The following is a 13042-nucleotide window of genomic DNA, read 5'->3' as shown; positions in this document are numbered from 1 at the left end:
ACTGCGGTGACCTGTGAGGACTCCCTGGACAACCGGCGACAGCCGGTCACGGATCCTTACACGCAGTTCGGCCCGGGCCGTAGTCCGGCCCGGGCCCCTGCCGATCGGGTCCGCTACTTGACGAGGTCCGCGCGCAGGTCGTCGAGGACCAGGTTCGCCGCCGTGACACCGAGGCCGAGGTACCAGGTCTCGTCCGGGACGTCCTTCGCCCGGCCCTCCTTGACCGCCTTGAGGTTCTTCCACAGCGGGTTGGACCGGGCGGTGTCGCGCTTGGTCGCCTTCGGGTCGCCGTAGACGCCGGTGAAGATCCAGTCGGCGTCCGCCTCGTCGATCTTCTCCGGGCTGATCTCGGCGGCGAGGTCGTTGATCTGCTGGTTCTTGGGCCGCGGCAGGCCCGCGTCCTCCAGGATCGTGCCGATGAACGACGCCTTCGCGTAGAGGCGGATGCGGTCCGGCAGGTAGCGGACCATCGAGATGGTCGGCTTGTCGGGGCCGATGTCCTCGCCGAGCTTCGTGACCTTCTTCTCGTACGCGTCGAGCTCGCTCTTCGCCTTGGCGGTCCTGTCCAGCGCCGCGGCGTTGAGGAGGTAGTTCTCCTTCCAGGTGAAGCCCGGACGGATGGAGAACACGGTCGGCGCGATCTTGGAGAGCTGGTCGTACTTGTCGGCGGCGCGCAGCTGGCTGCCGAGGATCAGGTCCGGCTTCAGGCCCGCGATCGCCTCGAGGTTGAGGTTGTTGATCGTGCCGACGTTCTTCGGGTTGCCCGCGTCCTTCTTCAGGTACGAGGGGATGGCCGCGTCACCTTCGGAGGGGGCGTAGCCGACCGGCTTGACACCCAGCGAGACGACGTTGTCGAACTCGCCGACGTCCAGCACGACGACGCGCTTCGGCGCGGACTTGAGCTCGGTCGTGCCCATGGCGTGCGTGAGGGTCCGGGGGAACTGGCCCGCCTTGGCGTCCGTCCCGTACGCGGCCGTCTTCTTGGCCGCGTCGGCGAAGTCCTTGCCGCCGGTCGCGACGGCTGCCTTCTTGTCGCTGCCGGCCCCGGACTTGGACGAGTCGTCCGATGCCCCGCCACCGCAGGCGGAGAGGGAGAGGGCGGCGGCCACTGCCAGGCCGACGGCGGCGGTGCTGCGGCGTCGTATGGACATCAGGTACTCACTTGCTCCAGTTGAGGAAATAGGGCCCCACAGGAAACGCTTAGGGATGCCTAACCTTAGCCACGGGCTTTACGAGGAGCACAACCGCCCCCTCCCCTTCAGGTGAATCCGGGCATCACCACCCTTATGTGTGAAGTGACGGGTCTCGTGTTGTTCGGCAGGAAGTGCGAAAACTAGCTTCGGTAGCCGGAGGTGACGAGTCCATGACTGCCTGTGCCATCGAAGGTGAGACCGCCGGGGCCGCCGCGACGGTGAGCCCCGTGTCGGGAGAAGCGGCAAAAGCGGGCGAAGCGGAGGGATCTGGGGGCCGGGAGGAGCCGGAGGAACCCGAGAGGCCGGAGGCAGCCCGGGGGCCGGAAGGCGCCTGGGGACCGTACGAACCGGCGAAGTCCCACGGGGTCGTCGATCCGCTCGTGCCCGATGAGTCGGGTGAGCCGGGTGGTGGCGTCGGGGCCGCCGCAGGTGCGGCCGCGTTCACCATTACCGCCGACGGTTCGTACGCCGCACGTCTCACGCTCTCCGCAGCGGCGGACTCCGCTGCCTGGTTCCCCGAGCGCTGGACGCTCGACGGGCATGAGCCGTACGCCGTGCCGCTTCCGCTCGACCAGCCGGAGGAGCCCGACTCCGATGTGCTGCCGCTCGCCGACGGCCGCGTACTGATCCGGCGCCAGGTGGCGGACCGTCACACCTTCTCGTTGCTCTATCCGACCGGACCCGGCACCGGCGAACTGCCGCTCGGCGCCCTCGCGTGCCCGGACGGCGCACGCCTGACGCTGCTGCCGCCCTCGCCGGACGGCGCGAGCGCGTACGCCCTTTCGGTCGGGGAACATTCGACCGCCGTCTGGCTGGTGGCGGGCGGGGCGTTCGGGCCGGTTCATGTCGCGGACGTGCCGGGGCGGTGCTCCGGCGGGGTCTGGCTGGACCGGGCGGGGCGGCTGCTGGCTCTGGACCGGCAGCCCGTGGGCGGCGGTCCGGTGAAGGCGGTCGCCGTGGACCTGGGACGCGGCGGCGAGGTGACGCCGCTGCTGCAGATCGCACCGGACAGCAACGACCGGCTGCTGCTCGCCGATGCGGACAGCGGGCTGTTGCTGATCCGCTCCGACGCGCCGGGCCACGACCGGCTCGGGTGGGGGGTGCTCGGCAGCTGTCTGCCGGTGCGCTTCCCCGAGTGCCTGCGTCCGGCGGATGTGGCGGTGACGCCGTTCGCCGTGCAGCCGGGGCAGATGCTGATGCCGGAGAGCTGCGCGGTGGCGCTGCGGATCGACGGTGCGGCCGGCAGCTGGGTCGGGGTGTGGCGGCCGACGGGACGCCGGCTGCATCAACTCGCCGCCCCCGAAGGGTGGCTGGCCGGGTCCGGACTGTGGACCAGGGACGGTGTGCTCAAACTTCCGTACGCGAACGGGGACGTGCCGTGCGGGGTGGCCCTGGTGGAGGCGCCGACGGACGAGGAACGCGGCGTCGGCCCGGCATGGGCGACGGCCGCGGAAAGCGGTATGCAACCGTCCGCGGCTGACGCGCCTCCTGCAGTGTGCAAGCCGGTTCCACTGGGGCAGGCGCCTCTCGTGGGGCGTACTGCCCCTGGTTAAGATTCCGGGCCTGGGGGCTGCACAGCCAATCGGCGCGGTTGCCGACGGTGACCGCTTCGGGTGGTGGTGGCGCGATGGTCCCGGTGACACACAAGTAAGCGATCACAACGGGGTGACTTCCCACATGTCTGAAGCCCGAACCGACACGACCCAGACGCGCCCGCCGGGGGCGGACGCCGAACGGGCCGAAGCCGGCGGCTCCGGAAAGCACCGAGGGGGTGTGTCGATGGACAGCACGGACGCGCAGCCGCACGGTCGCCACCGGCGCCCCTCCGAGGGGAGCCGCAGGGCGGCCTGACCGCATCGAGACCGACGAGGGAAGGAAGGGCCTCCGCAGCACCCTCATGTGCTGCGGAGGCCCTTCCTCGTGTACTGCCCCGGAGGCGTCAGTCCCGCTTGAGTCCCAGCACCTCCGCCGCCGCGAACGTCTCGTTCACCGGGCGGTCCTCGTAGTACGGGGAGATCAGCTCGTCCAGCTCGTCGAACGAGAAGGCCTCCTTGGACGAGTCGAACTTCGCCGCCACCCTGGGGCGTTCCACGATCGCGACCATCCCGCCGTGGACCACGAGCAGCTGTCCGTTGACCTTGGCGGCCGCCGGCGAGGCCAGATAGCCGACCAGGGGGGAGACATGCTCGGGGGCCAGAGCGTCGAGCCGGCCGTCCGTCGGTTCCTCGAAGCCCGCGAAGACGTCCTCCGTCATACGGGTGCGGGCCCGTGGGCAGATCGCGTTGGCCGTGACGCCGTATTTGGCGAGAGCCAGGGCGGTGGAGGTGGTGAGGCCGACGATGCCGCCCTTGGCCGCCGCGTAGTTCGGCTGCCCCGCCGAGCCCGCGAGGAACGCCTCGGACGAGGTGTTGACGATCCGGCCGTAGACCGGGGAGCCGGACTCCTTGGATCGGGAGCGCCAGTGGGACGCGGCGAAGTGGGTGGTGTTGAAGTGGCCCTTGAGGTGGACCCGGATGACGGAGTCCCACTCGTCCTCGGTCATCGAGAAGACCATCCGGTCGCGCAGGATCCCCGCGTTGTTGACGAGGACGTCGAGCTTTCCGTACGCGCTGACGGCCAGTTCGACCAGGGCGCGGGCCTGGTCGTGGTCGGAGACGTCGCCGAGGTGGGCGACCGCGCGGCCGCCGGCCGCGCGGATCTCCTCGGCGACCTCCTCGGCCGGTGCCGCGGAGGCCTCGCCGGAGCCGTCGCGGCCCGGCTGCCCGTAGTCGTTGACGACGACGGACGCGCCGAGCCGGGCCAGTTCCAGCGCCTCGGCGCGCCCGAGACCGCGGCCCGCGCCGGTGACGACCGCGGACAGCCCGTCCAGGGGAAGGGGTTGTGACATCGGAACCTCGGAGTCCTCTCGGGTCTGTGCGGCTGACGGCCGGTCAGAGTTCGATGCAGGTACGGAGCGCCTCGCCGGTCCTCATCTGGTCGATGGCGTCATTGATCTCGGCGAGCTGCACCCGGTGGGTGATCATCGATTCGAGGTCGATCCGGCCCGCCCGCCAGAGCCCGATGGCCCGTTCGTACGACCGGAGCACGTCCCCTCCGCCGTACATGGAGGGCAGGATCCGCTTCTCGTCGAAGAACAGCTCGAACATGTTGACCTGGAAGTTGTCGTCCATCGCACCCGCGCCGACGACGCAGAGCGTGCCGCCGCGCCGGGTGCTCTCGTACGCCGTGCGGGCCGTGACCGACTTGCCGACCACCTCGAAGACGTAGTCGAAGCCCTCACCGGCGGTGATCCGCTGCTTGGCGTCGGCGAGCCCGTCCGGTGCGACCGCCTCCGTCGCACCGAACCGCAGAGCCGCCTCGCGGCGGGACTCGACCGGGTCGACGGCGACGATCTGGGCGGCGCCCTGCACCCTGGCGCCCTGGATGGCGGAGATGCCGACGCCCCCGCAGCCGATCACGGCCACCGACGAACCGGCCTCCACCTGCGCGGTGTTGATCGCGGCGCCCAGTCCGGTGGTGACGCCGCAGCCGATCAGCGCGGCGATCTCGAAGGGCACGTCGTCGGGGATCGGCACCGCGCAGCCCGCGTCGACGACGACCTCCTCGGTGAAGGTGCCGGTCCCGGCGAAGCCGAACACATCGCCGCCGGGGCGCTTGAAGTTGGGCGTACCCGCGTTCATGAAGCCGGCCAGACAGAGCTGCGTCTGGCCGCGCCTGCAGGCGGGACACGTCCCGCAGGCGGGCAGCCAGCAGACCAGGACCCGGTCCCCCGCGCTCAGCCCGGTCACACCGTCGCCGATGTCGATGACCTCGCCGGCACCTTCGTGGCCGGGGATGAACGGGGCGGGCTGCGGCAGCACGCCGCTCATCGCCGAGACGTCGGAGTGGCACAGTCCGGTGGCCCGGACGCGGAGCTTGACCTTGCCGGGGCCGAAGCCCACCGCCTCGACGTCGTCGAGGACTTCCAGTTTGTCCTGACCTATCTCGTGCAGTACGGCTGCGCGCATGGTGCGGCTCCCCTCACGTCGTGGCGTGTGTCGGTCCTCGGGTGGTTCAGGAGTGTTCGACGAGCGTGTCGGCCAGGACCGGTGCCTCGTCCCGCTCGACGGCGGTCACGGCGACCCGGACATGGCCGTCCCCGGTCCACATCCGGATGCGGAGGGTCTCGCCGGGGAAGACCACCCCGGCGAATCGGGTGCGGTACGAGCGGATACGGGCCACTTCACCGCCGAGCAACGTGTCGGCCACGGCCTTGAGCGTCATGCCGTAGGTGCACAGCCCGTGCAGGATGGGCCGGTCGAAGCCGGCCTTCCGGGCGAACTCGGGGTCGGCGTGCAGTGGGTTCCGGTCCCCCGAGAGCCGGTACAGCAGCGCCTGGTTCTCGCGCACCGGCCGTTCGACCGTGTGGTTCGGGACGGCGGCCAGGTCGGCGTGGAGCCCGGACGGCCCGCGCTCGCCACCGAATCCTCCCTCGCCGCGGACGAAGATCTCGGCGTCGTTGGTCCACAGAGGGCCCTCGTCGTCGGCGGCCTCGGTGCGCAGGACCAGGACGGCCGCCTTGCCCTTGTCGTACACCGCCGCGACCTTCGAGGTCTGGACGGCCCTGCCCTCGGCCGGGATCGGCCGGTGCACCCTCACGGTCTGGCCGCCGTGGAGCACGGCGGCCAGGTCGACGTCGATCCCCGGCGAGGTCAGCCCGCCGACGACGCCCGCGCCCGCACCCGCGACGGTGGCGAAGCTGGGCAGGACATGGAGCCGGGATTCGAGGGTGTAGCGCAGTTCGGCGGGGTCGGTGGCGGGGGCGCCCGCGCCGAGTCCCAGATGGTAGAGCTGGACGTCCTTGTGGCCCCAGGAGATCTCGGCGGTCCGGGGTTCGGCGGCGACCGCCTTTGCGGCATCAATGGGCATGGGAGAGCTGCTCCTTGATGGTGGGAAGACCTCGGCACGGCCGTCCGCACCGTCGGCCGCACCGAGGTCGTGCGAGGCCGGCCACGGCGCCCCTTCTAGAACGCGTTCTAGCCGGTTGGCCCTATGTATAACGCAGCTCCCAGTAGTTGTGAAGACTGCTGACATGTCGTCAGAAGCCTTGTGGGGCACCGCGTGACGTCGCGCTGGCAATGACATTTGTCATCCCGGAGTCCGTACATGCGCCTCTGCCGGGACAGCCACCCGACTCCGTAGCGTCTGGGGCATGGAAAAGACAACGGGGAGCGGGCCCGCGGTGATCTTCACCGGGGCAGTCAAGACCTTCGGCCGGACCGAGCAGACCGTACGCGCCGTCGACGGGATCGACCTGACCGTCGAACGCGGCGAGACCGTCGCCCTGCTCGGCCGCAACGGTGCGGGCAAGTCCACCACCATCAGCCTCATGCTCGGACTCGACGAACCGGACTCCGGCGGTGTGCGGCTGCTCGGCCGGACCCCCGAGCAGGCAGTACGGGCCGGCCGGGTCGGCGCCATGCTCCAGGACGGCCGGCCCATCCCCCGGGTGACGGTCCGCGAGCTGATCACCTTCGTCGCCTCCACGTATCCGAGCCCGATGCCGGTTCCCGAGTCGCTGGCCCTGGCGGGTGTCACCGCGTACGCGGACCGGCGCGTCGACAAGCTCTCCGGCGGGCAGGTCCAGCGCGTCCGGTTCGCCGTCGCGCTGGCCGGCAATCCGGAGCTGATCGTCCTGGACGAGCCGACCGCCGCGCTGGACGTCGAGGCCCGGCGCGCGTTCTGGGACTCCATGCGGGCCTACGCCCGGCGCGGCAACACGGTGCTCTTCTCCACGCACTATCTCGAGGAGGCCGACGAGAACGCCGACCGGATCGTCGTCATCGACCGCGGCCGGATCGTCGCCGACGGCAGCGGGGACGGGATCAAGGAGTCGGTCGGCAGCAGCCACGTCTCCTTCGACCTGGCGGGTGGACCGACCGAGGGCCTGGAACTGCTGCCCGGCGTCAACGCCGTCGAGGTCCGCGGGGACCGTGCCCTGCTGCGTACGGACGACTCGGACGCCACGGTGATCGAGCTGGCCCGCCTCGGCCGGATCCGCGACCTCCAGGTCACCCGGCCCACGCTCGAGGACGCGTTCCTCTCGCTGACCACCCCCGCCCCCCTCTCGGAGAAGGAGACAGTCTGATGTTTCCCTACATCGTGCTCGAGATCCGCCGCACCCTGCGCGACGGATTCTTCGTGATCTTCGGGATCGGGATGCCGGTGCTGATGTATCTGCTCTTCACCAACCTCGGCGGGGGCGGCGACGACGCGGCCGAGTGGAAAGTCATGTCCATGGTCGGCATGGCGGCGTACGGGGCACTGGGCGCCGCCATGTCCATCGGTACGGGCGTCGCGTCCGACAAGTCCCTCGGCTGGCTCCAGCAACTGCGGATCACCCCGCTCGACCCGTCCCGGGTGGTCGCGGGCCGCGCGATCAGCGGTTCGGTGACCGTGCTGCCGACCGTCCTGGCGGTGCTGCTCGCCGGGGCACTGGTCAACGGCGTACGGCTGGAAGCCGGACAGTGGGTCGCCCTGACGCTGCTGTTGTGGATCGGCGCCCTGCCGTTCACCCTGCTCGGCATCGGCAACGGCTACCGGCTCACCCCTCAGGCGACCGGAGTGGTCAACATGGCCGCCCTGATGGGCTTCGCGATCGTCGGCGGGCTGTGGTTCCCGCTCTCCGAGTTCCCCTCGTGGGTGCGCAGCATCGGCTCGTACACCCCCGCCCACCGGTTCGCCGACCTGGGCTGGGCGGCCACCGGCGGCCACGCACCGTCCGCCGGGACGATCGCCGTGCTCGCCGGGTGGCTCCTGCTGTTCGGTGTGTACGCCGTCGTCTCGTACCGTCGGTCCGCGAGGACGGCGTGACAGGAGCGAGCATGTCCCGGAACGGATCAGGATCGTGGCGGGAACGCCGCCGGCGGCGTCGCGAGGAGGGACGGCCGGGGCCGCCCGGCCCGTACGCCCTGCTGCCCTGGCTGCTGATGGGCCTCGGCGCCTTCTCCAACCTCTTCCAGGGGGAGACTCCGAACCCATGGATCGGTGGTCTCGGTCTGCTCACTTTCAACTCCCTCTACATCTCTGTGGTGTTCCGGGCGTTCGTCAAGGAGAGGCGCGAGAGCCCGGCGTCGTACTGGCTGCTCGCCGTGCTGGCCGTGGTCACGTTCGGCCTGGCGATCGGCTACGGCGGCAGCTGGCTGCTGTTCTTCCCGCTGCTCTCGCTGGCCTGCGGCACCGTGCTGCGTCAGCGGCAGCTGTTGCTCGGCCTGCTGTGTCTGGCGGCCGCGGCCAGTGTCGTCGCCGTCTGGCGCGGGGACAACGCCTCGACACCGTGGGCCATCGGATACGGCACCTTCATCTCCGGCGCGGTGACCGCCGCGATCCTCACCCTGTCGGAGACCGTGATGGAGCTCCGGGCCACCCGGCAGGAACTGGCCCGGACCGCCGTGGAGAAGGAGCGGCTCCGGTTCTCCCGGGATCTGCACGACCTGCTGGGGCACACGCTCTCCGTGATCGTCGTCAAGTCGGAGGCCGCGCGCCGGCTGGCCCCGCGCGACATCGACGCGGCGCTGCTCCAGGTCGCCGACATCGAGTCCGTCGGCCGCCAGGCCCTCACCGAGATCCGGGAGGCCGTCACCGGCTACCGCGAGGGCAGTCTGGCCACCGAACTCGACCGGGCGAGGTCCGCGCTGACCGCCGCCGGGATCGATCCGGTGGTACGCCGGTCGGGACCTCCGCTCGCCCCGCAGGCGGAGGCACTGCTGGGCTGGGTGGTACGGGAGGCGGTGACCAACGTCGTACGCCACAGCGATGCGACCACCTGCTCGTTCATGGTCGACGGCACGCCCGAGCGGGTCCGGCTCACCGTCACCGACGACGGCCGTGGGCAGACCGCAGAGCCGCCTGCTCCGGGCATCGGCGGCACCGGTCTGAAGGGCCTCACCGAACGCCTGGCGGCCGCCGGCGGCTCGCTCACGGCGGGCCCCGGTCCGGAGGGCGGCTTCGTCGTCACGGCGGAACTTCCGGTGGACGCGACCGACGCCGCGGACGGAGTGGACACCGCCGACTGCGCGGTCCCACCCCATACGCTGGGCCGGTGAACGAGATGCCCCCGAATCACCGACCGACCAAGGCCGTACGCGTGCTGCTCGCCGAGGACCAGGGCATGATGCGCGGCGCGCTGGCCCTGCTGCTGGGTCTGGAACCGGACATCGAGGTGGTGGCGCAGGTGGCCGCCGGGGACAAGATCGTGGACGCCGCGCTGATGTCCCGTCCCGATGTGGCTCTCCTCGACATCGAACTCCCGGGCCGCAGCGGACTGGACGCCGCCGCCGATCTGCGCGAGGAGGTGCCGGACTGCCGGGTGCTGATCCTCACCACCTTCGGCCGGCCCGGCTATCTGCGCCGCGCGATGGAGGCCGGGGCAGCGGGTTTTCTGGTCAAGGACGGCCCGGTCGAGGAACTCGCGGAGGCGATCCGCCGGGTGCTGACCGGCGAGACCGTCGTCGACCCCGCCCTCGCCGCCGCGGCCCTGAGCGCGGGGCCCAGCCCGCTCACCGCGCGGGAACGGGACGCGCTGAACGCCTCGGTGGACGGGGCGACGGTCGCAGACATCGCGGCCAAGCTGCATCTGTCGGAGTCGACGGTGCGCAACTATCTGTCGTCCGCGATCGGGAAGACGGGGACCCGTAATCGCATGGAGGCGGTGCGGGCGGCACGGCAGCAGGGGTGGCTGTAGGTGGCCGGCCGCCACGGTGTCCTCAGTCGCCGGACGTCCTCGACATGTCCGACGCGCTCGAGGTGCCGGTCGGGCTCGCCGTCCGGGACGGGCTCGAAGTACCCGACACGCTCGGGGTACCGGAGCGCGGCGAGCGGTGACGCGGCAGCCACAGCGTCATCAGCAGCAGCCCGCCGAGCAGCACCGAGCCCGCCGTGCGGAACGCCAGGGCGAACCCGGCGGTGAGATCCTCCGCCCCGGTTCCGCCCCCGGTGCGCGCCGCCGCGACGGTCGAGAGCACGGCCAGACCCAGCGCACCCCCCATCGTGCGCGAGGTGTTGACCAGCCCGGAGACCAGCCCGGCGTCCCCGGGCGCCGCGCCCGAGGTGGCGAGGGAGGCGAGCGGGGTGGACGCGAATCCCGCACCGGCCATCATCAGGATGCCGGGCCCGCAGATCGACGTGAGGTACGAGCCTTCGGCACCCATCGTGGACTGCCACCCGAAGCCCGCGGCGGTGACCGCCAGGCCGATCAGGACAAGGTTCTTCGCACCGACCCGTGCCATCATCCGCGGCGCGAACGTCGAGCCGAGAACGACCGCCAACGAGGTGGGCAGCAGGGCGAATCCGGCCTGCATCGGCGTGTAGCCCAGCACCGACTGTGCGTACACGGTCATGAAGTACCACATCGAGAAGGTCGCGGACCCCATCACGATCATCGCCACGTTCGCCGCCGCCACCGCGCGCGTGCCCAGCACCCGCAGCGGCATCAGCGGCGCCGCCGTCCGGGCCTCCACCAGGACGAAGAGCGCGATCAGCGCGAGTCCGCCGAGCAGCGGCACCAGGGTGGCCGGTGCGGCCCAGCCCTCCTGCTCGGTCTGCACGATGCCGTAGGCGACGGCGGCCAGGCCCGCCGTGACGAGCACCGCGCCCAGCAGGTCGATACGGTGCCGCTCGGGCGCCCGGCTCTCGGCGAGCCAGACGGCGCCGCCGACCAGGACGAGCACACCGAACGGCACGTTGATCAGCAGGACCCAGCGCCAGTCGAGGACGTCGGTGAGCACCCCGCCGACCATCCCGCCGGCCGCGCCGCCGCCCGCGCCGACGGCCATCCAGGTCCCGATCGCCCTGGTCCTGGCGTGGCCTTCGGGGACGGCGGCGGTGAGAATGGTGAGGGTCGCGGGGGACAGCACCGCGGCGCCGAGCCCCTGCGCCGCGCGGGCGGCCAGCAGCTGCCAGCCCTCCTGCGCGAATCCACCGGCCAGCGAGGCCACGGTGAACAGGCCGAGTCCGACCAGGAACATCCGCTTGCGGCCGTACAGGTCGGCGGCCCGACCGCCGAGCAGCATGAAGCCCGCGAACGCGATCGCGTAGGCGTTGAGCACCCACTGCAGCTGGGCGGCGCTCAGCCCCAGGTCGGACCGCATGGACGGCAGCGCCACATTGACGACCGACACATCGAGGACGACGAGGAACTGGCCGACGCAGGCGGCGAGCACCACCGCCCAGGTGCGGGGTGTACGCCGGTTCTGCACATGCGCGGGTGTCGTGACGTCTGCCATGGGCGTCATACTCGCAGGCACCCTGCGCCCCGTACATCGGTATATGGTCGGGCCTCGGCTCCGACTAGCGACGGAGGAGCGTGACCACCGCCGCGCCACCGAGCCCGATGTTGTGAGCGAGCCCGACCCGGGCATCGGGCACCTGCCGGGGGCCCGCCTCACCGCGCAGCTGCCAGATGAGTTCGGCGGCCTGGGCGATGCCGGTGGCGCCGAGCGGGTGCCCCTTGGAGATCAGCCCGCCGGACGGGTTGACGACCCAGCGGCCGCCGTAGGTGGTGGCCCCGGACTCGACGAGTTTGCCGGACTCACCCTCGCCGCACAGGCCGAGCGCCTCATAGGTCAGGAGTTCGTTGATGGAGAAGCAGTCGTGCAGCTCGATGACGTCGAGGTCCGCGGCCGAGAGCCCCGAGGCGTCGTACACCTGCTGGGCGGCGGCCCGGGACATGGGCCGGCCGACGGCGTCGATGCAGGTGCCGGAGGCGAACGACTCACCGGTGTCGGTCGTCATGGCCTGGGCGACGATCTCGACGGCCCGGTCGCCCAGCCCGTGGCTCTCGACGAACCGTTCCGACACGACGACGACGGCGGCCGCCCCGTCGGAGGTGGGCGAGCACTGGAGCTTGGTCAGCGGACGGTGGACGGTCCGGGCGGCGAGGATCTCGTCGACCGTGTACACGTCCTGGAACTGGGCGTACGGATTGTTCACCGAGTGCCGGTGGTTCTTGGCGCCGACCGCCGCGAGCTGCGCCTCGGTCGTCCCGTACCGGTCCATGTGTTCGCGGGCCGCGTCGCCGAAGATCTGGGCGGTGGGCGGGGACATCTCGAAGCCGTGGGCGGCGGCCATGATCCCGTAGTGCCGGGCGACGGGCGACGTCCGGAAGTCGGCGGCGCCGCCGTCGGATCCGCCGCCGCCCAGCGCCCCGCGCGCCATCTTCTCGAATCCGAGCGCGAGCACGCAGTCGCTGATGCCGCCCTCGACGAACTGACGGGCCATCATCAGCGCTGTGGAGCCGGTCGCACAGTTGTTGTTGACGTTGTAGACGGGTACGCCGGTCAGTCCGAGTTCGTACGCGGCGCGCTGGCCGGCCGTGGAGGCCTGGAAGCAGTAGCCGACGGGGACCTGCTGCACCTGCTCGTAACGGACCCCGGCGTCGGCCAGCGCCGCGCTCCCGGCCTCCTTCACCATGTCCCAGTACTGCCAGTCGCGCGTCTCGGGCTTCTCGAACTTCGTCATCCCGACACCGACGATGTAGGCCTTCATGGCATTCCTCCCGGGCCGCTGCCACACTCCGACCAATCTGACGATGCATCAGATAATGGCAACGGGGACCGGTCAGCGGAAGGCTGCGTGACCGGTGAGCGCCTGACCGAGAGCGAGAGTGTGCATCTCCGTGGTGCCCTCGTAGCTGAGGACGGACTCCAGGTTGTTCATGTGCCGGATCACCGGGTACCGGTCGAAGACCTTCACGCCCAGGTCCCGTTCGAGCAGGCGGATCTGCCGGCTCAGCGGCGACCGGGCGATGTGCACACATCGGCGGCGCGGCGGAAGTGCAGTTCCTCGGCGACGGCGACGCATCCGGAGAGATG

12 protein-coding genes are annotated in these 13042 nt (G+C 71.0%); 5 read left to right on the top strand and 7 right to left on the bottom strand.

Annotated elements, in window-relative coordinates; translation table 11 throughout:
• Positions 1-113 precede the first annotated feature (113 nt).
• Positions 114-1151 (bottom strand): ABC transporter substrate-binding protein, encoded by a 1038-nt coding sequence (locus OG963_RS31025; protein ID WP_030926080.1) that lies wholly within the window; start codon positions 1149-1151, stop codon positions 114-116.
• Between the two features lie 212 nt (positions 1152-1363).
• Here OG963_RS31025 and OG963_RS31020 point away from each other — a divergent pair, with 212 nt between their 5' ends.
• Positions 1364-2746: a hypothetical protein gene (locus OG963_RS31020; protein WP_093774680.1), complete on the top strand. Its 1383-nt coding sequence runs from the start codon at positions 1364-1366 to the stop codon at positions 2744-2746.
• Positions 2747-3132: 386 nt separating this feature from the next.
• Here OG963_RS31020 and OG963_RS31015 read toward each other — a convergent pair whose 3' ends face one another.
• Genes OG963_RS31015 through OG963_RS31005 form a run of 3 tightly spaced genes read right to left on the bottom strand, consistent with a single transcriptional unit; the run spans position 3133 to position 6101 of the window.
• Positions 3133-4080 (bottom strand): 3-oxoacyl-ACP reductase, encoded by a 948-nt coding sequence (locus OG963_RS31015; RefSeq protein ID WP_371799697.1) that lies wholly within the window; start codon positions 4078-4080, stop codon positions 3133-3135.
• Between the two features lie 43 nt (positions 4081-4123).
• Positions 4124-5200, bottom strand: a complete 1077-nt coding sequence (locus OG963_RS31010) for a Zn-dependent alcohol dehydrogenase (protein ID WP_093774676.1) — start codon at positions 5198-5200, stop codon at positions 4124-4126.
• A gap of 46 nt (positions 5201-5246) precedes the next feature.
• Positions 5247-6101, bottom strand: a complete 855-nt coding sequence (locus OG963_RS31005) for a MaoC/PaaZ C-terminal domain-containing protein (protein WP_319736370.1) — start codon at positions 6099-6101, stop codon at positions 5247-5249.
• A 283-nt stretch (positions 6102-6384) separates the two neighbouring features.
• Here OG963_RS31005 and OG963_RS31000 point away from each other — a divergent pair, with 283 nt between their 5' ends.
• Genes OG963_RS31000 through OG963_RS30985 form a run of 4 tightly spaced genes read left to right on the top strand, consistent with a single transcriptional unit; the run spans position 6385 to position 9915 of the window.
• Positions 6385-7320 carry an ABC transporter ATP-binding protein gene (locus OG963_RS31000; RefSeq protein WP_176902218.1) on the top strand — a complete coding sequence of 312 codons (936 nt, stop codon included), beginning with the start codon at positions 6385-6387 and terminating at the stop codon, positions 7318-7320.
• On the top strand, positions 7320-8045 hold the full coding sequence (locus OG963_RS30995) for an ABC transporter permease (RefSeq protein WP_030926069.1): 726 nt from the start codon (positions 7320-7322) through the stop codon (positions 8043-8045). The genes OG963_RS31000 and OG963_RS30995 overlap by 1 nt, the downstream gene beginning before the upstream one ends.
• Before the next feature lie 11 nt (positions 8046-8056).
• A complete protein-coding gene (locus OG963_RS30990) occupies positions 8057-9277 on the top strand; it encodes a sensor histidine kinase (RefSeq protein WP_371799696.1) in 1221 nt (406 codons plus the stop codon).
• A 5-nt stretch (positions 9278-9282) separates the two neighbouring features.
• Positions 9283-9915: a response regulator transcription factor gene (locus tag OG963_RS30985; protein ID WP_093774668.1), complete on the top strand. Its 633-nt coding sequence runs from the start codon at positions 9283-9285 to the stop codon at positions 9913-9915.
• A 22-nt stretch (positions 9916-9937) separates the two neighbouring features.
• Here the strand turns inward: OG963_RS30985 and OG963_RS30980 are convergent, their stop codons facing one another.
• From OG963_RS30980 to OG963_RS30970, 3 genes are all read right to left on the bottom strand, one after another.
• Positions 9938-11464 carry an MFS transporter gene (locus OG963_RS30980; RefSeq protein ID WP_093774666.1) on the bottom strand — a complete coding sequence of 509 codons (1527 nt, stop codon included), beginning with the start codon at positions 11462-11464 and terminating at the stop codon, positions 9938-9940.
• 55 nt (positions 11465-11519) lie between these two features.
• Positions 11520-12716, bottom strand: coding sequence for a lipid-transfer protein (locus tag OG963_RS30975; protein WP_093774664.1), 1197 nt, complete (start codon positions 12714-12716; stop codon positions 11520-11522).
• A 72-nt stretch (positions 12717-12788) separates the two neighbouring features.
• Positions 12789-12983 (bottom strand): hypothetical protein, encoded by a 195-nt coding sequence (locus OG963_RS30970; protein ID WP_093929556.1) that lies wholly within the window; start codon positions 12981-12983, stop codon positions 12789-12791.
• Positions 12984-13042 lie beyond the last annotated feature (59 nt).

The sequence above is a fragment of the Streptomyces sp. NBC_01707 genome, assembly GCF_041438805.1.
Lineage (GTDB): Bacteria > Actinomycetota > Actinomycetes > Streptomycetales > Streptomycetaceae > Streptomyces.
This window is presented reverse-complemented; position numbering and strand designations above follow the sequence as displayed.

Bases quoted from the DNA above. Each gene is read 5' to 3' on its own strand.
- OG963_RS31025 (WP_030926080.1), bottom strand. From the start codon at position 1,151: ATGTCCATACGACGCCGCAGCACCGCCGCCGTCGGCCTGGCAGTGGCC.
- OG963_RS30995 (WP_030926069.1), top strand. From the start codon at position 7,320: ATGTTTCCCTACATCGTGCTCGAGATCCGCCGCACCCTGCGCGACGGA.
- OG963_RS31005 (WP_319736370.1), bottom strand. From the start codon at position 6,101: ATGCCCATTGATGCCGCAAAGGCGGTCGCCGCCGAACCCCGGACCGCC.
- OG963_RS31020 (WP_093774680.1), top strand. From the start codon at position 1,364: ATGACTGCCTGTGCCATCGAAGGTGAGACCGCCGGGGCCGCCGCGACG.
- OG963_RS30975 (WP_093774664.1), bottom strand. From the start codon at position 12,716: ATGAAGGCCTACATCGTCGGTGTCGGGATGACGAAGTTCGAGAAGCCC.
- OG963_RS31010 (WP_093774676.1), bottom strand. From the start codon at position 5,200: ATGCGCGCAGCCGTACTGCACGAGATAGGTCAGGACAAACTGGAAGTC.
- OG963_RS30990 (WP_371799696.1), top strand. From the start codon at position 8,057: ATGTCCCGGAACGGATCAGGATCGTGGCGGGAACGCCGCCGGCGGCGT.
- OG963_RS30980 (WP_093774666.1), bottom strand. From the start codon at position 11,464: ATGACGCCCATGGCAGACGTCACGACACCCGCGCATGTGCAGAACCGG.
- OG963_RS31000 (WP_176902218.1), top strand. From the start codon at position 6,385: ATGGAAAAGACAACGGGGAGCGGGCCCGCGGTGATCTTCACCGGGGCA.
- OG963_RS31015 (WP_371799697.1), bottom strand. From the start codon at position 4,080: ATGTCACAACCCCTTCCCCTGGACGGGCTGTCCGCGGTCGTCACCGGC.
- OG963_RS30985 (WP_093774668.1), top strand. From the start codon at position 9,283: ATGCCCCCGAATCACCGACCGACCAAGGCCGTACGCGTGCTGCTCGCC.